Annotated in this window: 17 protein-coding genes; 6 read left to right on the forward strand and 11 right to left on the reverse strand. The window is 52.6% G+C overall.

All coding sequences use genetic code 11. The features are described from left to right. Positions 1-33 precede the first annotated feature (33 nt). The 4 genes from ACO0LH_RS06310 to ACO0LH_RS06325 form a co-directional block, all read right to left on the reverse strand. Positions 34-3,273: an efflux RND transporter permease subunit gene (locus tag ACO0LH_RS06310; protein ID WP_422940174.1), complete on the reverse strand. Its 3,240-nt coding sequence runs from the start codon at positions 3,271-3,273 to the stop codon at positions 34-36. A gap of 2 nt (positions 3,274-3,275) precedes the next feature. After that, positions 3,276-4,454 (reverse strand): efflux RND transporter periplasmic adaptor subunit, encoded by a 1,179-nt coding sequence (locus tag ACO0LH_RS06315; protein WP_422940175.1) that lies wholly within the window; start codon positions 4,452-4,454, stop codon positions 3,276-3,278. Between the two features lie 259 nt (positions 4,455-4,713). After that, a complete protein-coding gene (locus ACO0LH_RS06320; RefSeq protein ID WP_422940176.1) occupies positions 4,714-5,562 on the reverse strand; it encodes a LytR/AlgR family response regulator transcription factor in 849 nt (282 codons plus the stop codon). Beyond that, complete coding sequence (locus tag ACO0LH_RS06325) at positions 5,535-6,710, reverse strand: sensor histidine kinase (RefSeq protein ID WP_422940177.1); 1,176 nt, start codon at positions 6,708-6,710, stop codon at positions 5,535-5,537. Before ACO0LH_RS06325 ends, ACO0LH_RS06320 begins: the two co-directional genes overlap by 28 nt. A 177-nt stretch (positions 6,711-6,887) precedes the next feature. On the opposite strand from ACO0LH_RS06325, the gene ACO0LH_RS06330 reads away from it, so the two are divergent. After that, complete coding sequence (locus tag ACO0LH_RS06330; protein ID WP_422940178.1) at positions 6,888-9,143, forward strand: DUF5916 domain-containing protein; 2,256 nt, start codon at positions 6,888-6,890, stop codon at positions 9,141-9,143. 26 nt (positions 9,144-9,169) lie between these two features. Here ACO0LH_RS06330 and ACO0LH_RS06335 read toward each other — a convergent pair whose 3' ends face one another. Then, on the reverse strand, positions 9,170-10,144 hold the full coding sequence (locus tag ACO0LH_RS06335) for a M23 family metallopeptidase (RefSeq protein ID WP_422940179.1): 975 nt from the start codon (positions 10,142-10,144) through the stop codon (positions 9,170-9,172). 5 nt (positions 10,145-10,149) lie between these two features. After that, positions 10,150-10,668 (reverse strand): low molecular weight protein-tyrosine-phosphatase, encoded by a 519-nt coding sequence (locus ACO0LH_RS06340; protein ID WP_422940180.1) that lies wholly within the window; start codon positions 10,666-10,668, stop codon positions 10,150-10,152. 264 nt (positions 10,669-10,932) lie between these two features. Here ACO0LH_RS06340 and ACO0LH_RS06345 point away from each other — a divergent pair, with 264 nt between their 5' ends. Beyond that, positions 10,933-11,508, forward strand: a complete 576-nt coding sequence (locus tag ACO0LH_RS06345) for a GNAT family N-acetyltransferase (RefSeq protein WP_422940181.1) — start codon at positions 10,933-10,935, stop codon at positions 11,506-11,508. 66 nt (positions 11,509-11,574) lie between these two features. On the opposite strand, the gene ACO0LH_RS06350 is transcribed toward ACO0LH_RS06345, so the two are convergent. After that, positions 11,575-11,826 carry a hypothetical protein gene (locus tag ACO0LH_RS06350; protein WP_422940182.1) on the reverse strand — a complete coding sequence of 84 codons (252 nt, stop codon included), beginning with the start codon at positions 11,824-11,826 and terminating at the stop codon, positions 11,575-11,577. A 38-nt stretch (positions 11,827-11,864) separates the two neighbouring features. Here ACO0LH_RS06350 and ACO0LH_RS06355 point away from each other — a divergent pair, with 38 nt between their 5' ends. Then, entirely contained in the window at positions 11,865-13,370 is a 1,506-nt protein-coding gene (locus ACO0LH_RS06355) for a tetratricopeptide repeat protein (RefSeq protein ID WP_422940183.1), read from the forward strand. A gap of 41 nt (positions 13,371-13,411) precedes the next feature. Here ACO0LH_RS06355 and ACO0LH_RS06360 read toward each other — a convergent pair whose 3' ends face one another. Next, positions 13,412-13,804: an MAPEG family protein gene (locus ACO0LH_RS06360; protein ID WP_422940184.1), complete on the reverse strand. Its 393-nt coding sequence runs from the start codon at positions 13,802-13,804 to the stop codon at positions 13,412-13,414. 217 nt (positions 13,805-14,021) lie between these two features. Between ACO0LH_RS06360 and ACO0LH_RS06365 the strand changes: the two genes are divergently transcribed. Continuing rightward, positions 14,022-14,264, forward strand: a complete 243-nt coding sequence (locus ACO0LH_RS06365; RefSeq protein ID WP_422940185.1) for a hypothetical protein — start codon at positions 14,022-14,024, stop codon at positions 14,262-14,264. A gap of 99 nt (positions 14,265-14,363) precedes the next feature. Here ACO0LH_RS06365 and ACO0LH_RS06370 read toward each other — a convergent pair whose 3' ends face one another. Further along, positions 14,364-16,619 carry a molybdopterin cofactor-binding domain-containing protein gene (locus tag ACO0LH_RS06370; RefSeq protein WP_422940186.1) on the reverse strand — a complete coding sequence of 752 codons (2,256 nt, stop codon included), beginning with the start codon at positions 16,617-16,619 and terminating at the stop codon, positions 14,364-14,366. Beyond that, the gene (locus ACO0LH_RS06375) at positions 16,616-17,095 is read right to left on the reverse strand and encodes a (2Fe-2S)-binding protein (protein ID WP_422940576.1); all 480 of its coding nucleotides are present in this window, start codon (positions 17,093-17,095) and stop codon (positions 16,616-16,618) included. Before ACO0LH_RS06375 ends, ACO0LH_RS06370 begins: the two co-directional genes overlap by 4 nt. A 166-nt stretch (positions 17,096-17,261) precedes the next feature. On the opposite strand from ACO0LH_RS06375, the gene ACO0LH_RS06380 reads away from it, so the two are divergent. Beyond that, a complete protein-coding gene (locus tag ACO0LH_RS06380; protein WP_422940187.1) occupies positions 17,262-18,437 on the forward strand; it encodes a sensor histidine kinase in 1,176 nt (391 codons plus the stop codon). Continuing rightward, positions 18,434-19,231, forward strand: coding sequence for a LytR/AlgR family response regulator transcription factor (locus ACO0LH_RS06385; RefSeq protein ID WP_422940188.1), 798 nt, complete (start codon positions 18,434-18,436; stop codon positions 19,229-19,231). The genes ACO0LH_RS06380 and ACO0LH_RS06385 overlap by 4 nt, the downstream gene beginning before the upstream one ends. A gap of 59 nt (positions 19,232-19,290) precedes the next feature. Here ACO0LH_RS06385 and ACO0LH_RS06390 read toward each other — a convergent pair whose 3' ends face one another. Then, positions 19,291-21,372, reverse strand: a complete 2,082-nt coding sequence (locus ACO0LH_RS06390) for a M13 family metallopeptidase (RefSeq protein ID WP_422940189.1) — start codon at positions 21,370-21,372, stop codon at positions 19,291-19,293. Positions 21,373-21,408 lie beyond the last annotated feature (36 nt).

Genomic DNA, 21,408 nt, shown 5'->3' on the forward strand with positions numbered 1-21,408 from the left:
CCGTAAAAACCATCCCTACGGGTATCAACAAAATCAGCTATTTTCTGGCGCAACCGTCAATACTTGCTTGGCTTTTCGACTACGTCCTGTTGCCAGCAACACCAGTTTTTTCAGGCTGCGATAAATCAGGCGGATGAAAGTCAGTGTGAAAACTGCTTCCAGCATGGTCATGCAGAAACCAAGCAGGGGGTTACCTTCTGCCATGCGCCTACGCATTTTTGCCATCATGCGGTCACGCGCAATTTCTATGCTGTCATAGAAGGTAGGCACGACCAGCAGTGTCAGGATGGTAGAGGTAATCGTGCCGCCGATAATTGCGATAGCCAGCGGGCGATAAAATTCACCGCCCTCACCCAGGCCGAGGGCGACGGGCATCATGCCGGCGATCAGGGCGAAGGTGGTCATCAGGATAGGACGCAGACGTACCCGGCCCGCATGCATCAGCGCATCTTCCCTGTCATAACCTTCGGCCTCGCGTTTGCGGGCAGCATCCAGCAGCAGGATGGCATTCTTTGCCACCAGGCCCATCAGCATGATGATGCCGATAAAACTCATCAGGTTGAGTGTGCTGCTGGTCACCAACAGAGCCAGCACTACACCGATCAATGACAGCGGCAGCGACAGCATCACGGCCAGCGGCGCAGTGAATGAGCCAAACTGTATCACCAGGATCAGGTACATCAGGCCTATGCCTGACAACAGGGCAATCAGCATGGCACCAAACACTTCTTGCTGATCCTGGCCGGAACCACCGAGTGACAAGCCATAGCCAGGTGGATAGTCAAAGGATTCAGCCAGTTTCATGGCATCGGCAATCACTTCACCGTTGGAACGGCCCTGGGCATTGGCGGAAACGGTAATCGTACGTTTGCCATTCGCATGCTCTATCCCTGACGGTCCCTTGCCCATGGTGACCGAGGCGATCTGATCCAGCGGTACCATCTGGTTCGTGCCAGATACGGCGATGGGCAGGCGTTCTATGTTTTCCTTGCTGACGCGGTCATCAGGATGCAAACGGACAGCCACATCACGGGTTTCACCGGTAGGGTCAACCCAGTCACCCACTTCGATGCCAGCAAAAGCCACACGCAAGGCCTGGGCTGCGTCATTCGATGAAATGCCCATGGAGTTGGCCAGACCGCGGTTGAGTTCTATCTTCAATTCCTTTTTCGGGTCTTGTTCAGACAGGCCAACATCAACGGCACCTGGCACCTGACGCAATTTATCCATGTAAGCACTGGTAATCTCAAGCAACTTGCGTGAATCAGGGCCGGTAAAATCTATCTGCACCGGTTTTTGCGCGCCATTGTTGAGATCATCCAGCACGACATATTCGGCGCCGACAAGGGTGCGTATTTTTTCGCGCAATTCAACCGCGATTTCCTTGGCACCACGCTTGCGCTCAGTACGCTTGCCGATATCCACATAGATACGGCCACCAGCCGGTGTAATGCTGCTATTGGTGTCCTTGGTTTCGGCAATGCTGCGCGCAATTTCTGCCGCTCTTTCCATCTTCAGACGCGCATATTCTATCGATGACGACGCAGGCGTACGGACGGTAATCATCAGGTTACCGGAATCTGCTGCGGGCAGGAAACTGGTACCACCCCACTTTACCTGCACACCCAGGGCCACGACCAGGCTGACCAGCGCGATGGCGCTCATCCAGCGGCGGTGATGCAGTGCCCAGGCAATGACCTTACCGTAACGGTCAGACTGATGATCGAACCAGTCATTGAAACGCGCCAATACCTTGCTGATGCCTTTTTTAGGTGCCGTATGGTGATCTGCCGGGTCACCCCAATACGCCGACAGCATGGGGTCCAGCGTGAAAGAGATACCCAGGCTGACCAGCACTGAACAGGCGACCGTCAACGCAAACGGGCGGAACCATTCACCCGGCATGCCTGGCATGAAAGCCACGGGGATGAACACGGCAATGATGGAAAACGTCGTCGCGGCAACAGCCAGGCCAATTTCTGCCGTGCCTTCGAGCGCTGCCTTGCGACGGTCAGACCCATTCTGCATATGCCGCACGATATTTTCACGCACCACGATCGCATCATCAATCAGGACACCGATCGCCAGTGACAGACCCAGCAGAGTCATGAAGTTCAGCGTGAAACCACACAGCCATACCGCGATGAAAGCAGCAATGACCGAGGTTGGCAGGCTCAGTGCAGTGATCAGGGTAGAACGCCAGGAATTGAGAAACGCATACACGACAAAGATAGTCAGGCAGGCACCGAGTATCAGCGATTCGATGACATTGTTCAGGCTGTTCTGGGCATCTTTACCGCCATCGCGGGTAATTTCCAGCTTGGTACCAGGCAGGTTCTTTTCCAGGTCCTTATTGATTTCCTTGACCTTTTCACGCACGGCATTGGCTACGCTGACCGTACTGGCATCACGTGCACGTGTCACATAAATACCGACATTGGGTTTGCCACTGCGTACACTAAGACCGTTTATATCGGCAAAACTGTCTTCTATGCTGGCCACTTGCGCCAGACGGACTATCTGTTCTCCATTACGTTTGATGACTATGTTCTGGAATTCTTCCGGCGATTCTATGCGGCCTACCAGGCGTATACTTTCTTCATCCAGGTTGCCACGGATCTTGCCTACCGGTGCATTGGTATTCTGATTGCGTAAGGCATTGACGACATCACCTACCGATACATTGAATTCGCGTAATTTCTCAGCGCGTAACAATACCGAGAGTTCGCGTTTCAATGAACCAGTCACTTCAACGGTAGCAACACCATTGATGCTGCGTAATTTATCAGCCAGGGTGTCTTCTGCCAGGCGCGAGATTTCTGCGTGGGTCTGCTTGCTGGATGACAGCGCCATATTCAGGATAGGCTGCGCACCCGGATCCCAGCGCTGTATCAAGGGTTCACGCATTTCTGTCGGCATTTTATAGCGCATGCTGGAAATGACATTACGGACTTCATCCGAAGCCTCGATCATGTTTTTCTTGAAGGTGAAACGCATATCAAAGCGGCCACTGCTTTCAGCAGCCGTTGCCCAGACTTCCTGCACGCCTGAAACGGCTTGCAGGGATTTTTCAAGGCGGTTGATGATTTCGCGTTCTACCGTATCTGGCGATGCGCCAGGATAATTGATCACGACAGACAGACCCGGCACTTCTACGTCAGGGTTTTGATTCACCTTCAGCTTGCTTAAAGCCAGCAGACCCAGAGCCATCAACGCGATAATCAGTACGATGGTGGCAGTCGGCTTTTTGATACTGAAATCGGATAAGAACATGATTATTTCCCTTGCACTGGTGTCGCATCAGCCACGGCGATCTTGGCAGCGGCCATTTCTATGCTCTGTCCATCCTTGAAACTTGAACTGGGGCTGCGCATGACGATGTCACCCACTGCCAGCCCGCTGCGTATTTCATAATTACCAGTGCGCTGATCACGTTTACCGACCTGTAAATCCACGCGGCTCAGGGTCTTGCCAGCGACTTTCCATGCATAGGATTTATCACCGGACTTGATGACGGCAGCTTCCGGCAACATCAGTGCATTGACGGTCGCGGCTTCGATATTGCCTTCGGCATATAAGCCCGCCACACGTGGCTGCGTGCTGTCGGCAAAGGCCACCAGCACCTCAACCTGGCGCGTGACATCATTGGCGGCTGGGTCTACGCGGGTAACCTTGCCGCGAAATTCTTGTCCGGCATAACCATTGATGCGAAAACCGACCAGTTGGCCCACTTTGACCATGGCGATCTTGTCGGTGGAAACACGACCGGCAAAGCGCATGCTGGTCGGGTCGATGACTTTGACCAGCTCTTTGCCTATGGATGCGGTATCGCCAGCCGATACTTTACGTTCACTGACGACGCCATCAAACGGGGCGCGCACCACAGTGCGCTGCAATTGCTGGCGCGCCATTACGGCGCGGGCTTTGGAAGCTGACAATTCGCTTTGTGCACTATTACGACGCACTTCTGCATCATCCAGCGCCTGCATGGAAGTCATGCCTGAGGCGCGCAGGGTTTTCAGTCTTTGCAGGGCGCGGTCAGCCTGGTCGAGTGCCAGTGCGGCACTACGGGCATTGTCTTCGGCAGAATTGAGGTTATCGCGAATAGCGGTTTCATCGAGCTTGACCAATATGTCGCCACGCTTGACCACATCACCATTTTCTTTCAGTACCTGCAGTACGATGGCCGATACTTCGGCACGTAAATCAGCCTTGCGTTCAGGCTGTATGGAACCGGTCACCACAGGGCCTGACGCCAACGCATTACTCTGTACCGTCATGATGTCTTCAGGTGCGATCACCAGTTTGACGGCGGCCTTGTCTTTTTTATCAGCTGCACCCGATTTATCTGTTGCGCTGGCGCTTGCGGAGGCACTGGCCTCCGCCGCTTTGTCTTTGCTGCAAGCGGCCAAAGCCGTAGCAATGGCAAGAACAAGTAGAGTTTTACGTAGCATGATGTATCCCTGTGGCTATAGGTATGGGGGAAAATGGATGAGAAAGTATTGCCGAGCAAGTCGTCAACCGCAATCACCGGGGTTTTGAATTGCGCTTTTTTATGGATGAAATGCAGTTTTTGCGGCCTGAAATGCATTCCGCATCACTTGATATTCCTTGAATCGGACTCAGACGAGTCAGGAAAGTTCCTGGATTGCCGATGCCTGCGCCACTTTTTCAGGCAGCGAATGCGGCACTAAGAATGAAGCTCAGATGTGATCAGGCTTGTTGCAACAAGGTCTGACGCACGGCTTCTATATGATTTTTGCTGACAGAAATTTCATCGCCACAGCGCAGCCTTAACTGATAGCTGCCATTGCCCAGGGTCAGCAAATGGGCGCATTGATCGACACGTACAATGACACCGCGATGCACGCGCAGGAAGACTGCGGGATCCAGATACTCTTCGAGCTTGCCTAGCGGCATGCGGTGCAAGACTACTCGCCGGTCAAGATGCAATTCCACATAGTTACCAGCCGCGCCTATCCAGAATACCTGCGCCAGCAATATGCTTTCGATTTCGCCAACCGAGCGAACAATAATATGACGCAAGTAACTTGGCGAGGCAGACTGCCGTTTTTGTTCCTGGGCTTGCACATAACTGGACAGTGCCCTCGCATAGTCAGTTGGCTGATTGGTGTCATGAAGCTGATGTTGGTGACCACGGGTCAGCATTTCACGCGCGCGCGCCAGGGTTTGTGCAAACCTGGCCGGATTAAAAGGTTTGAGCAGGTAATCCAGCGCATGCAATTCAAAGGCGTCAATTGCATGCACGTTATAGGCTGTCACGAACACAATCAAGGGGGGATGCGCCCCCGCGGCCAGGCTGCGTGCCAGTTCCAGCCCGGATTCTTTGGGCATCTGTATGTCCAGGAACAGCACATCGATGGTGTTTGTGGCAAGGAACTCGCGGGCACTGGTAGTATTTTTGAATTCTGCCTGCAATTGCCAGTCAGGATGCTTGCTCAGGGCATAGCGCAGGGTTAGCCTGGCATGCTCTTCGTCATCGACAAGAATGCAGCGTATCGTCGTTGCCGTACTCATGCAGGCCTTAGCAAGGGTAAACATATCGTCACCTGAAAACGCGCATCGACAAGCGCAGTCTGCAAGGAGGCCGTGTTGCCGTAAGCCAGTTGCAGGCGCGCCTGCGTATTGCGCAAACCCAGGCCAACCCCGGGGTTGGCAGCAGCCCCGGTATGTACAGGGTTGCTGATACGTATCAGCAATTGCTGTCCTTCGCAGGCAAAACTGCAATGGATGTCGCTGGTATTTTCATGACAGTCAAGATCATGTCTGAGTGCATTCTCTATCAGTGGCTGTAAAAGTAAAGGGGGGCAATCACAGGTCAGCACACAGTCATCCACGCCTTCAAGAACGATGTGCAGGCGTTCGCCATAACGCAGCCTTTGCAGGGCGAGATAATCTTCGATGAAAGCCAGTTCTTCAGAAAAACTGACCCAGGTTTTTTCACTGGCTGCCAGCGCATAACGTAACAAATCACTGAGGCCATGTATGCCGCTCAAGGCGACGTCCTTGTTATCGGCAATCACCAGGGCACTGATAGCATTTAAGGCATTGAAGACAAAATGCGGCTCCAGTTGGGCGCGCAGCGCCAGGCCGCGCTGCTGTTCCAGTTCCAGCCTCAGTGCCAGACTGTCTGCCCTTTCCTGCGCCCATGCCTGGCCACGCGCATGGCTTTGCTGCCATATCTTGACGGTGACCACGGCAAAATACACGGCGCTGATGGAAGACAGACGTAACAGGCAGGCAAATTTATCAAAGACCTGCAACTGTGCTTCGATGGCACCCCAGGTCATGACGGGCGCACCATCCATGACAAACAACTTGCCCACATACAGCAGTTGCCCGGGCAAGACAATCAACAACAGCAAGCCATAGCCGAGTGCAATATTTTTTTTGCTGGCGAGAAACCAGGGCCAGCGCGAAAAGAAAAATACCAGTACATAACTGAGTATTGCCAGTGCAATGGCGGTACCGCCCCAGCTCAAAAATATCAGCCAGAAATCACCTTGGGTGCCTTCACGTAAATCATCATTCAGGGAAGTCAGTGCACCAATCAGGCTTAAGACTGACCAGATCAAACCATTCAGGGCGAAAACTTTCAGCGCACCCTGCCATGTCTGCGCAGGTGCGGCTGGGAATGTTGTCGGTGAATGGGTGGCGATATCCATGATGTGCAGTATAGCAGCGCCCATGCGGGCTGATTTCACCCTTCAGTTTTTTCATCACCACACGCACTGCATTTCATCACATAAAGCACACCATGCCAGCCTGACGATATGAAAATCGCATTACCGGATACAAAGATAGCCAGCAGAAACTGTCTTCCTTGCACTATCCCCCACCTTCTCAAATCAGGCTGTGGAATAAAAATGATCTCGAAAATACTGCTCTCATGCATACCTGTCTTCAAACATTTTTCGTGGCTGGGGGTGGTTTTATTATCAACAGCAACAGCTGCTCTGGCTGAGGATAATTTGCAGATACCGCGCGCCACCCGGCCACCCGTGCTGGCGGACTATATTGCAGGCACACCGGCAGATGCGGGCGTCATGGTATCCGGCTTCAGGCAAAAAGCTCCTGGTGATGGCACACCTGCATCAGCGGAAACCAGGGCCTATCTGTCCTATGACGATCATCATTTCTATGCCGTATTCGTGGCTAAAGATGACCCCAAACAAGTCAGGGCACGCATGGCGAAACGCCAGGATTTCTTCGGCGATGATTACGTGATACTGGAACTGGATACCTTTCATGACAAGCAGCGTTCATTTGTCTTTTATATCAATCCGCTGGGTGTGCAACTCGATGGCAAGCGCACCGATGGTCAGGACACTGACTTTGACTTTGAGACGCAATGGCAATCCGACGGACAACTGACTGACGATGGTTATGTCGCCATGATGGCGATTCCCTTTAAAAGCCTGCGCTTCAAAAATGGCCCCATGCAAACCTGGGGAATCGCGGTAGGTCGCCTGATCGCCCGCCTCAATGAAGTCTCTTACTGGCCTTACATCACCAAGCGTGAAGCTGCCTTTGTGCCACAGATGGCAAGCGCTGAAATCAGGAATGACATCCAACCCGGGCGCAATTTTCAAGTGGATCCCTATGTATACATGGGGAAAAGCAAAATCCTGGACAGAAGTGGCAACAGCCCAAGCTGGCAAAATACCAGCAAGCTCAGAAGCGGGCTGGACGCAAAATGGGTGTTGTCTGAAGCCATGGCCCTGGATATGACGGTCAACCCGGATTTCAGCGAAGTCGAATCAGATGAACCCCAGGTGCTGATCGATAAACGTTATGAAACCCTGTTCCCTGAAAAGCGCCCATTTTTTCTGGAAAACTCGGGTTTCTTTCTGACCCCGCAGCCACTGTTTTTCTCGCGCCGCATTGCAGAACCCAAATACGGTGCCAGGCTGACAGGCCGCGAAGGTGCCTGGTCATTTGGCAGCCTGCTGATCAATGACCAGGCACCTGGCCAGAACCTGGACCCCAGGAATCGTGATTTTGGCAGTGACGCACGCATCACTGTATTGCGTGCGCAAAACGATTTTTCTGATGGTTCAAACCTGGGTGGCATGCTGACACAGCGCAGCCTGGGCAGCATATCAAATACGGTGGCAGGCATAGATATGCTGTACCAGTGGGATCAGAACTGGGTGATCTCGACACAGTTTGCCAGCAGCAAGACCAGCAATGCAGAAAACCAGAAATTGCATGGCAATCTGGCCTATGCAGAATTCAAGCGCACCGATAAGAATTTCAATTACTCTGGCAAGTTCCTGGATATCTCAGCGGATTTTGATACCACGCTGGCCTTTCTGCCGCGCACTGATCTACGCCAGACCACACAAACTGCGTCCTATCTGTGGGATATTGAAGACCACCCCTGGTTGCAAAGCATGGGGCCACAGATCACCGCCATCGTCAGCAAGGATCATAAAAACGTTTTACAAGACTGGTCAGCAGACAGTGCTTATATCGTCAATGGCATAGGCAGCACGGTATTTGAAGCACATGCATTGAATGCCTATGAATTCTTCGCGGGCAGTCAGTTTCACAAGAATGGTTTTTTGCTGGCCGCCACTTCAGACTGGCTGAGCTGGCTGACGTTTGATCTGAAGGCAGGTCAAAACCAGGTCATCAATTATCTACCTGCCGCTGGCACGGAGGCCAGCCTTGGTGATTCCCGTAGTCTTGCGGCGGTTCTGACCCTGAAAGCATCCCGTTACTGGCGCGTTGAACAAACCTTGTTGTGGAATGACTTGCGTCTGCAACACAATCAAGCCGGAGAACCCGGCGGAGCAATGGTTTATCGCGACCTGTTGTCGCGCACCCGCTTTAATTATCAATTCAATCGTTTTCTGGGTGTGCGTCTGATACTCGATTATGATTTCCTGAAAGCGAATCCAAAACTGACAACGCTGGAAGCCGGCAAAAAACTCAATTCAGATTTACAAATCAGTTATGTGCTGGCACCAGGCACTACCTTTTATGCGGGATATACCGATCGCCAGGAAAACCTGCGCCTGCTGGGCAACCCTACCTATTTGCAAACCACCGATAAGCTGGACTTGCATACGGGACGGCAATTCTTTGTCAAATTCAATTATCTGTTCCAGCTCTAGAGCAAATCCCTGAGCCGGGTAAAACCTCAGGATGAAGACAGGCAGCGTATCACCGCATCGTCTATCGCTTTACCGGCGGGCAGACATTCATGCAAGGACTTTCTGGCTTTAGGCTTAGCGGAAACATTGCTGGCCGCATCAGGAGCTATCCATGCTTGATAACGCGGCGTGAAGACGCCGTCACGCGCATTACGGAAGTAAAAGGGCAGCGAGATGATGTTGCCACGCTGATTGACCTGTACATGAAAATGCAGGTGTGGCGTAGTCGAATAACCGCTGTTACCAGACAGGGCGATGGCCATACCAGCTTCCACCCTTTGCCCCAGATTCACTTTGACCGAATTCTGTTTGAGGTGAAAATAGTCGGCCCAGCTGCCATCATCATGCAGAATACGGACATAGTTTGCCCTGTCAAAATAAGCCGGCTCCGCTTTTCCATTATCTTCAAAATGCTGGACTATGCCGAGTACGGCGCCGGAGCGCGCAGCCACCACAGTCGTGCCTATGGGCATGACGATATCAACGGCATATCTGGTCGCCGCCGTATTATGGGAAAAAATCGGGCCGTCTGCTGACTGTAAAATCTGGAATGACTGATTTGCCGTGAAAGGTATCAGATACGATGTCCCTGCATCATGATGCGCCTGTGGATCTCCTGGCGTCACCTGATGCGTGAAATCAAAGGTATAGCCAAAATACTTGTCAACCGCGTAGACCTCGACCATTTCCACTGTCTGGCCAGGGGGTATCACTTCTTTTACCGGCCAGACCCGGTTCGACGACAGATTGCTGGAATTGGTTAAATGCAGACTGACAGTAACCGGGGTGAGGCTCAGATTGCTGGCAGTAATGACATGCGAAAACTCTCTTTTTATCGCCTGGACCTTGACCAGGTCAGGAGTAGTCGCAATGCTTGCGGCATACACCCCGTTACCAGTACATAACAAGACAACCAGCATGCCGGCAAAGAAAAGTGAGTGAGTGAAAGCAAACCTCAGCATCTTGATTACGCGTTTCTTTCAGCTGGATCAACTGGATTATGCTTGCGGCTATCCTGCAACATGGCGATCAGGCCGTCGGAAGCATCTTCGAGGTAATCAAGCACCAGATCAAAACCGCTGGGACCGCCATAATATGGATCGGGCACAATGTCGCTGCCACTGTTGCGTGAATAATCCATCATCAATTTCAGCTTGTGCTGTTGCGCTGGCGGGCAGGCTGCTTTCAACAGGGCCAGATTATCTGTGTCCATCGCCAGCAGCAGATCGAATTCTTCAAAATCTTTCGCCCTGACTTTGCGGGCACGCTGGCGGGAGATATCAATACCCCGTCTGGCAGCGAACTCTTGCGAACGCGGATCAGGCGGTTCACCAATGTGGTAAGCGTGGGTACCTGCGGAATCAATGCGCAAATGCCCCAGCCCTGCCGCCTGCGCACGCGCTCGGAACACCCCTTCGGCCGATGGCGACCGGCAGATATTGCCCATGCAGACAAACAAAATGGCGTTTGGTGTGGAGGTTTTCATAGGTGCAGAGGTAAGAGATGGTTCCAATTATGCCTAGGCGTGCAAACATATGCATGCCTGTGCGCATGAGATTATAACAAGCCAGTTACGAATCGCCGTCTACATTGCAAAGCAGCAAAGCTGAGATTATTCGCTGGAAAATTCACGTGATATCATCATTATCCTGAAAATTGTGGCGTTACTCACTTTCCTGCGTCTTATGCTCCTGGAAAAATAGCCGCCTTGCAGTATCAAATTCAACCAAACCGAAGAGATTTGCGCACCATGTCAGAAAACACCTCTACTACCAGCGACAACAATCACCCGGCAGGACACGCACCAGCCATCAGTTATCGCCCTGCCGTGCATGCCGATGCGGCGTTTATCGCCAGTCTGGTCAATAGCGCCTACCGTGGCGACAGCAGCCGCCAGGGTTGGACGACTGAAGCTGATCTCTTGCAGGGATCACGCATCCATACCCCTGAGGTAGAAGCCCTGATTGCAAGCCCGGACTCTGTCATTCTGCTTTGCCTGCAAGGTGAAGAAATTATCGGTTGCGTCAATCTGGAAAAAACCGAGGGCGCAGCCTATCTGGGCATGTTCGTGGTACGCCCTGCCCTGCAAGGCAATGGCATAGGCAAGCAATTCATGCAAGCCGCTGAAACACATGCGCAGCAAAGCTGGGGCATCAATAAGATCTGGATGACTGTCATCAGTGTCAGAAAAGAACTGATCGCCTATTATGAACGCCGTGGCTATGTGCGCACTGGCAGATTCAAACCTTTCCCTAGCGACAATGGCAAGGAGCAGATGTTGGTCGAGAACCTGCAATTCGAGGAAATGGAAAAAGTACTGGCTTGATATATAGATTGACACGTAGATTGATATGTCGCCTGATATGCCAATAAACAGGTCTATATCAGGGCATCAGGATTCACGGTAAAAATAGATGGCAATACACAGGGCGGTACCTACCAGATAGAGAAGGCGGGTATCGCTACCGATGAGGTAGGGGTAAAACATCAGCGCCACGCCCAGCCATTTTGTCTTTTGCCTTTGCGTCTTCTTGCCAAAGCGGTAGGCAATAAACCCCAGTATGCCAAACAAGACGGCGCCGGCAATATACGCCGGTGAGGGCAGCAGGGTGAATAACAATGCCGTGAGTTCCTGTTCATCCATAAAGCTTCGCCTTTTTCATTTCCTGACCAGAGTATTCCATGTCTTCCAGCAGCGCGCCTGAAATTACCACCATGCTACAGCAAGCCGTGACTTTGCATCAGCAAGGCCAGCTACAGGCCGCAGGAGATTTGTATCAGCAAGTATTAACACGACAGCCAGATCATTTCGACGCCTTGCAGTTGTTGGGCGTGATCGCCAGGCAAGGTGGCGACGCGCCAAGCGCACTCAAGTACCTGAACGCCGCCATTGCCGTCAACCCGGCACAGGCCATTGCCCATTGCAATCTGGGGGCGACATTGCAAGACCTTGGCCGGTCAGCAGAGGCACTGGCCAGCTATGACCGCGCATTGCAGTTGAACCCGGCATACCTGCTGGCCCTGAATAACCGCGGCAATGTCTTGCGCAGCCTGGGCAGACTGGAAGAATCTCTGCAAAACTACCAGCATGCGCTGCAACTTAAACCGGATTATGCCGAAGCCCTGCTCAATCGTGGCATCAGCTTGCAGGCAATGGACCAGCATGAAGCAGCCCTGGCTGATTTTGATGCAGCCATGCAGTTAAAGAAAAACAATATCGATGCCTGTTTCGCCCGTGCCGTCAGCCTGCAGCATTTGCAGTATGTTGAAGAAGCGATCCAGGATTATGACGATGTTATCCATCAACAACCACACCATGCAGAAGCCTGGTGCAACCGTGGTATCTGCCTGCAAAAATTGCAGCACTATGAAGAAGCACTCACCAGCTATGGCAATGCGCTAAAAATCAGGCCCGTCTATGCCAAGGCACAACAGCAACTTGGCCGTGTTTTGCAATTGCTGGCACGTGACGATGAAGCCATTGCAGCCTATGGACAGGCCCTGGCACAGGGTGCCGACGCGGAACAGATTAATTATGCCCTGGCCACACTGGGCAAAGTTGCCGCACCAGTTGCATCGCCAGCAGCCTATGTTACCGAGTTGTTTGATCAATACGCCGGTCATTTTGACCAGCATTTGCTGACCGTGCTGGATTACCAGGTACCGGTCTTGCTGGTCGCGGCACTGGAAAGACAGGGGCCGCCGCAACGCAGTAACAGCCTGGATCTCGGTTGCGGCACAGGTTTGTGCGCACGCTTCCTGCGCCCCTGGTCAACACGACTGACCGGTGTTGACCTGTCCGCCAGGATGCTGGAAAAAGCACGGCAGACTGAGCTGTATGATGATTTGCATCAGATGGAAATTGCTGCATTTCTCCAACAAAGCTCACAGCACTACGATGTCATTGTGGCTGCCGATGTATTTGTCTATATCGGTGATTTGCACGCCGTGTTTGCCGGTGTTAAAAAAGCTTTGTGTAAAGGCGCGTTGTTTGGCTTTTCCTGCGAAGTCAGCAGCACTGCGGATTACTTGTTACAGCCATCCCATCGCTATGCGCATTCACTGCCCTATCTGCAAGCACTGGCTGACGCGCACGACTTCGTTTTGCTGGAAGCCAGTCAGGCATATGCGCGTCAGGACAAGGGTGAAAAAATCCGCATCAATATCATTGTCATGCAGCGCAAATAAGAAAGACAATCAGCGTTTCATCATGCATCTGATTTGCTGACTCAGGCTTGCAGAAAAATAGCGATACTGCTTGCCACGCCTGCTGACCACACCAGCGTACGGATGGTCCCCAGGTTCATCAGATAGACTGCGATATACACCAGGCGCAAGGCAATGAATAGCAAGGCCAGGTTGTCAATACGGCCTTGGTCAGCATGTGCTTGCTGTGCCAGCACGACAGCGGCGATAAACAGTGGCAATGCTTCAAAACCATTCTGCTGTGCCGCAATCGCCCTTTGCCGCCAGCCACTAAGTTTCTCTGCCCACGGGCGCGGATTATTATTGTCGTAGCGGCCCGTATCACGACCTAGCTTTGCCGAACCACCCTTGGCAAGGCCGACCGTAACAATGGGCAGCACGCAGGCAGCCAGTACACACCAGTTGGCAATGGTCATTGGGGACTCCACATAAAAGATTCAGGAAAATAAAGCAGGCTCAGTGCTACAGATACTAAGGCAGAATGAGCGTCATTACAGCAAATATTGCTTTAACCGTGTAAAAAACGGGTAACAATTAGCAACACATTTTCTGTCAACACAAATGCCGCGCGCCGCGTTCTTGGCTTACGTAGACTGACTACGTAAAACAATCAACCAAAGAACAGGATTAAAAATGAACAAGCTGATCGCCACCCTCGTTGCTGCTACCTTCGCCATGGGTACAGCGTTCGCACAAACTCCTGCCTCTGCTACCGCGGCTAAACCTGCATCGGCAACGGCGACAACACCGGCAGCTTCTGCCGAGGCAAAACCAGCAACCCCGGCTGCGGAGAAAAAAGTCCACAAGCATGTCAAACATGCCAAGGCAAAGAAAGAAGTGAAAACTGAAGAAACCAAGGCCACGCCAGCGAAATAATTCGCCGCACTTCAGTAAAGCTTTAAACTTGAAAAAACCGGCCCCCGTGAAAACGGGGCCGGTTTTTTATCGTCAATCCTGATGAGCTGTTTTTAACGCTTAGCTGACCAACTGCCAGCCGGCTTGCGTCAGGGGCAGACGTGTCACTGGCTTCCCACTGGCTGCCAGCAAGGCATTGGCCAAAGCCGGCATGATGGACGGTGGCCCTTCTTCGCCGACACCTTGAGGATCTTTATCACTGGCCATGACCATGACATCAATTGGCGGCGTTTGCGCCAGATTGATGAGGGGATAGCTATCAAAATTCTGTTGCTCTACCTGGCCGTCTTTAAAGCTGATTTCCCCAAACAGGGCGGCGGTTAAGCCGAAGAGCGTACCCCCCATCATTTGGGCTTCTACCGCCTTGGGATTGGCCACCGCACCGGTATCTATGCCAGCGATAATCTTGACAAGGCGAAATTGCCCGGGTTTGGACACCATAATTTCAACGATATGCGCGCTGAATAATCGGGCGCCGCTGCCGTTCATGGCAAAACCGCGATAGTGATTTTTTGCCAGCGGTTTCGTCCACCCTGCACGCTCGCTCATGGCATTGACAAAAGCCAGTGCCCTGGGATTTTTTTCCAGCAGGCGACGGCGATAATCAAGCGCATCCATGCCAGCTGCGCGTGCGGCCTGCTCCAGCGTGTGTTCAAGAAAAAAACAGTTCTGCGAATTGCCAACTGAACGCCAGTAAGCACTGGGCACGCCAAAATCGACCCGGGTCCAGCGCAAATCAAATTTGGGAATATGGTAGCTGTTGCCCAGCCAGCCCATGCTGAAAGACCAGTCAAAACCTTCGATTGCCGGATTATTGGTCACTCTGGTGTATTCAAGCAAGGATGGCCCAGCAGTGTCGTGACGCATGGCCATGGGCATAAAATCCTTGTCCAGCGCCAGTTGCACGCGTGACGCCGTCATGGGTCGGTAATACCCTGCACGCATATCATTTTCGCGTGACCAGATGGTTTTTACGGGCACACCCATTTCCCTGGCAATCAGCGCTGCTTCCAGGGCAAAGTCATGCTCAAGGCGGCGACCAAAACCACCACCTGCGTTTTGGGTATGGATCTGCACCTGCTCTGGCGCAAAGCCCAGGGCTTTGGCAATACCATTTTGCGTATCAGTCTGGCTTTGGGTAGACAGCCAGACTTGCGCACCTTTTGCCGTCACTGCGGCGGTGGCATTCAGTGGTTCCATCGTTGCATGGGCCAGAAAAGGGACTTCATAGCTGGTATCAATGATCATGCTGGCCGTATCAAGTGCCAGTTTTGTGGCCACACTGTCTTGCCGCTTGGGACTGGGGAAAGCCTTGCCCTCGCCCGCTGCAACGGCCTGCAATAATTGCTTGCGCATGTCAGCGGTATTGATCTGTGCATGTGCGCCCTCATTCCAAACCGGCTTCAGCAAATTTGCAGCCTTGGCTGCTATCCAGTAGCGGTCTGCCACGACTGCCACTGCATTGCCTAGGCTGATCACTTTATGCACCCCCTTGATGGCCATTGCAGGTGCAACCTCAACACTTTGCAGGCTGCTGCCAAATTTCGGTGCATGTATGACGGCAGCCACCAGCATGTCAGGTATTTGTACATCGATGCCATAGACGGCGCTGCCGTCAACACGTGAGGGAATATCAGCGCGCGGTACAGACTGGCCCAGGATTTTCCATTCCTTCGGTTTCTTGATGACGGGTTTATCCGGTGGTGGCAAGGTGGCGGCAACAGCCAGCAGATCTGCATACGCCAATTTTTGACCACTGGCAGCGTGCAATACCTGACCATGACGGGCCAGGCAGCTTTCCACACTCACTTGCCATCGCAGTGCCGCTGCCTGCAGCAGCATTTGCCTGGCGGCCGCACAGGCAGGTGCGATACTGGTCTGTGCCGTGTAAAAACCGGCGCTGCCAAGAGTGGTGATGCCAGTTGGCCATTCGCGGTGAAACTGTTTGATGACAGGCGCATGTTCTATGCGCACGTTTTGCAAGGGCATCTCCAGCTCTTCTGCGACGATCTGGGCAATCGCCGTATGCGTACCCTGCCCCAGATTGGTGACGGTGGTATAGGCTGTCACAGTACCGTCAGCAGCCATGCTTAACCAGAAATCAAATGGGGATGGCGTGCCTGGTTTGATCGCGCCATCGGCGGCCAGGCTATCAAGGACGGGCAATGCGCTGCTACCCAGGATCCAGGCACCGGCAAGCAGGCTGGATTTCAGGAAATTGCGGCGGGTCGAAGGCTTAGGGCCAGCCGTGGTAGTGGTAGCGATATCAGTAGCAATATCAGGCGAGTCATCGGAAAACAGAACAGCATTTCTCATGATTTCACCATTTTTTTGCCTGCCCGTGCCGGCAGCTTGCTGGCAGCTGTCTGGATCGCAGCCCGCACCCTGGGATACGTGCCGCAGCGGCAGAGGTTGGTCATGGCGGCATCAATTTGCTGGTCACTGGGATGCGGGGTGGTTTCCAACAGCGCAGCCGCAGCCATCAGCATGCCCGACTGGCAATAGCCGCATTGCGGCACCTGATGTTCTATCCAGGCCTGCTGCAAGACATGGCTGCGGTCTGGTGACAAACCTTCTATGGTAGTGATGCTGCGTCCTCGCAGGGATTCAACGGGCATCACGCAACTGCGCAGTGCCTGTCCATCCAGATGGACGGTGCAGGCACCACATTGCCCGGCACCACAACCAAACTTGGTGCCGGTCAGGCCCAGGTCTTCACGCAATATCCATAACATCGGGGTATCGCCATCTGCCACGCAAGTGCGCATTTGCCCATTGATTTTCAAATTCACATTCATCTCAGCTCCTGTTGTTACGACTTACCGTGATTACCGCAAAAGGGATTATCAGAGAAGGGCTACACGTCACGTAGCCGGATGGGATGAAAGCCCGAAACCCTGTTACCGACCCCGCCGTGGCAGAGGATGTTGCCCCATCAGGGCTGCTATACTGATCGGTATGGAAAAAGCACGCCCTGATACGCAATTCATGCAACCAAAACTGGTCAGCGCACCGGTCGAGGTAATGAGGCTGTTGTTCATCAATATCCTGATCTGGACCAGCATGTGTGCTGTCGGGGCACTGGGCAACTATAGTGACGTGGTCAAGCATGGTTCCCGGCGTACGTATGCAGACATCCTGTGGAACTGGATCAGCAGCCACATGCTGATGATGGTATTCAGCACCTGCCTGTTCATGCTTTTAAGGCGCAGTGAAAAATTACTGAGCACCAGCCGTGGTATTGCCATCGCATATGGTCTGATGCTGGTCTTTTTTTTGCCTGTGGAAATCCTGTATGTGCATATGCTGGATCTGTTAAAGCTAAATACCGGTTTTGGATTTCAGGAAATCTGGCAAGGTCTGTTTAACTTTGGTGGGTTTGGCATTTTTTTGGAATTCGCCTGGTCCACCGGCACATTTATCGCCGTACTGGCGACCTGCACATGGCGTCAGGGCCGTGTGCGTGAACAGGCATTGCAGCAATCCATGAATGATGTGCTGCATCTGCAACTGGATTTGCAAGAGCAAAGATTGCAAGCCCTGCGCGGGCAACTGGAACCGCATTTTATTTTCAACTGCCTCAATGCCATCAGCGCACTGGTGCGTTCAGATGACAAACGTATCGCCCTGTCTGGCCTGAACCGGCTCAGTGATTTATTACGCTATGCCCTGACGGCCAGCAGCCGTGACTGGGTAAGTATAGAAGATGAACTTGATTTCATCCGTGATTATCTTGACTTGCAAAGACTGCGTTATGGCACCCGCCTGCAAGTGAGCATAAAGGGCGATGATGCGAGCGTGCTGGCAGGCGACTGCCCACCGTTGTTATTGCAACCCTTGCTGGAAAATGCACTGCGTCATGACCTTGATTGTCATGAAGCTGCCAGTGATATCTGCATGCGCTTTACGCTGGAAGGCGAACAGTTGTGCATACAGGTCAGCAATGCCGTGACCGATGGGCTGGTTGCCAACCCCGGCCTGGGCCTCGGCTTGCCGCAGACACAGGCAAGATTGCAATTGATTTACGGTGATGCAGCCAGCATGCATAGTGGCCGAATTATGAAATCGGGAAAAACCAGCTTTGAGGTAGAAATACACATGCCTCTGCATATGCCCGAGAGCGAGGCAGCATGACGATAAAAGTGCGCGCGCTGATCGTCGATGATGAAGAGTTGGGCAGGGTAAATTTGCGCTATGCGTTAAAGGATTATCCCGGCTGGCAAGTCATGGCTGAATGCGCGAGCACTGCCGCTGCACGCGATGTACTGGACCAGCAACACATAGATGTGATCTTTCTCGATATACAGATGCCCAGGGAAACTGGCCTGACACTGGCCCGCAGTCTGAGTGAGCAAGCCGAACCACCGCTGGTGATTTTTATCACGGCTTACAACACCCATGCAATAGAAGCCTTTGAGCTGCATGCGCTGGATTACCTGCTCAAGCCTTTCGACGACACGCGCCTGGAACAGGCACTTGAGCGTGCGGCTGCCATGCTGACGCAACGTCAGCAAGCCAGTTATGCGCAGGCCCTGAAGACCTATGCTGAAGTGGAAGATGAGGCCAAAACCAGCGCACCTGCATACTGGCAACAGCTCAGTGTGCGCTCGATTGGCCGTATAGAATGCATACAGCTGGCGGATGTCTTGTGGATAGAGGCTGCGGGCAATTACATGCAATTGCATCTGGCACAACGCCATGTATTGCACAGGGTATCTTTGAGCCAGCTGGAAAAACACCTGGACCCTGCACACTTCCTGCGCGTGCATCGCAGTGCCATTGTGCGCTGTGACCAGCTCACCCAGCTTGAGGTGTTGGGGGATGGTGTTTATCAACTGGTACTCGCCAGCCAGGAAAAAATCCCTGTCAGCGAGCGCTATGTGACAGAAGTCAGGCGGCGCATGCACGCTGGCTTGCGGCCTGCCTGAATCAATGTGATCCGGACGCGCTGGAGATTGCCAAAAATTACCAGATCTTTACCAAATCCTTACCAGATTTTTACCCGGTCTTTCGGGGCCAGATATTGTTTCTGGTTAGCCTGGACATTAAAAGCTGCATACCAGGCATCCAGGTTACGTACCGTCAATACGCGGAACTGGCCAGGTGCATGTTCATTGGTCACGATGACCGTGCGCAGGGTTTCATCACGCATCTTGCCACGCCAGCTACCAGCATACGCGAGAAAAAATTCCTGATCACTTTCTTTGGTGACTGCCAGCCCTTTTTGTTTCATGGATGCGTGATAGGCATCATAAGCTGCCATCAAACCTGCCAGGTCGGCAATATTTTCACCCAGTGTCTGTGCGCCATTGACAGCCAGGTCAGGGAAAGGCTTATAAGCATTGAACTGCCTGACCAGGGCTTTGGATGAGGTATTAAAATGGGCAAAATCTGCCTTGGTCCACCAGTTGCGCAATTCACCTTTTGCATCAAACAGGGCACCAGAATTATCAAAGCTGTGACTGATTTCATGACCTATGGTGGCACCCAGTGCACCATAGTTGGTGGCGTCACTGGCATTCATGTCAAAATTGGGCGACTGTAAATAGGCGGCAGGGAAATTAATCGCATTTTGCAGCGGCATATTGACTGCATTGACGAGTTGCGCATTCATGCACCATTCTGTCAGGTCAACTGGCTGGCCAAATTTCGCCAGGGCGCGTTGATATTCAAATTCCTGCGCACGTTCACGGTTACCGTAAGCGTCCTTGATATCTACGCTCAAGCCGGAATAATCACGCCATTTGTCAGGATAGCCAACGCCCACATAAGTAGCCTTGATCTTTGCCAGCGCTTCTTTCTTGGTAGCGGCTGACATCCAGCTTAAGGCCTGTACCCGTTCACCAAAAGCGTTGAGCAGATTGGTCACCATGCCGTTGATGCGGGTCTTGGCTTCTGGTGAAAAACTTTCCTGCACATACAGTTTGCCGATTTCTTCACCCAGCGCGGCATTGGTTGCATCGACTGCAAACTTCCAGCGTGCCTCTGGTGCTTTTGCGCCAGACAGGCTGCTGTAGAACTTGAATTGCTGCTCAAAGAATGCCTGCGGCAGCACCTTGGCACGCTGATTCAAGGCGTGGAAGCGCAGGTAATCCTGCCAGGTCTCCAGCGGTGTTGATGCGACCAGTGCAGACGAGGCTTTCACTGCGCCTGGGTGCCAGATGATGAATGAAGTCTGTCCATCCAGGCCAGCCGCGGTGAAATAGGCATTCCAGTCCATGCCCCTGGCCTTCTTGTTGAAGTCAGCCTTGCTCCAGCTATTGTCAGCCTTCAAGACATCGGATGTTGCCTCACGAGTCGCATGGCCTTTGGCAATCAGCATTTCCAGGTCGAACACGCGTTTCGCTGCCTGTTCTGCATCTGGCACATTAGCCAGTGCCAGCATGGCTGCGATATGCGCAAGATAATTTTTTCTTATTTCTGCCATGCGTGGATTGGCAGATAAATAGTATTCACGGTCAGGCAAACCCAGGCCACCTTGCAACAGGTAGGGTGTATAACGCGTATGGTCATGGAAACCTTGCGAGACCCACAGACCAAACAGGTTTTCAGTAAACACATTGGTCGCGTTGATAGGATCAACATCCGCACGCAAATGCTTGCCCAGATAAGTCGACAAGGCAGTTTTATCTGTCAGTGCAGCAATGCTTTGCATCTCAGGCTGCAAGGGTGCCAGGCCGCGTTGATTGATGGCTTCGGTGTTGAGGTAGGCCTGATAGTAATCGCCAATTTTTCTGGCAGGGCTACCCGCTTCTGCCCTGGTCGCCTTCTCTATGATGTCACGCACTTTGGCGTCAGATTTTTCTATCAGTTCATCAAAAATACCGACGGCTACCTTATTGTCTGGAATAACTGCCGTTTTTTCCCAGCCGCCATTGGCGTAACGATTAAAATCATCGCCCGGCACAACGCTTTTGTCCATGCCGGCATCCTGCATCACTGCGGTGGGTACGGCGTCAGCTGCATGGGCACTGGCCATCGTGGCATTGAAGACAGGCATTGCCAGCATCAATTGCAGGCAAATCAGGGCGACAGGCTTCAATTTCAATTGCGGTATATTTTGCTTCATCATTGTTCTCGTGTATTTTTAATCAGATGGGGTGAA

Origin of the sequence: Undibacterium sp. TJN19 (genome assembly GCF_049339485.1) — a bacterium.
Lineage (GTDB): Bacteria > Pseudomonadota > Gammaproteobacteria > Burkholderiales > Burkholderiaceae_D > Undibacterium.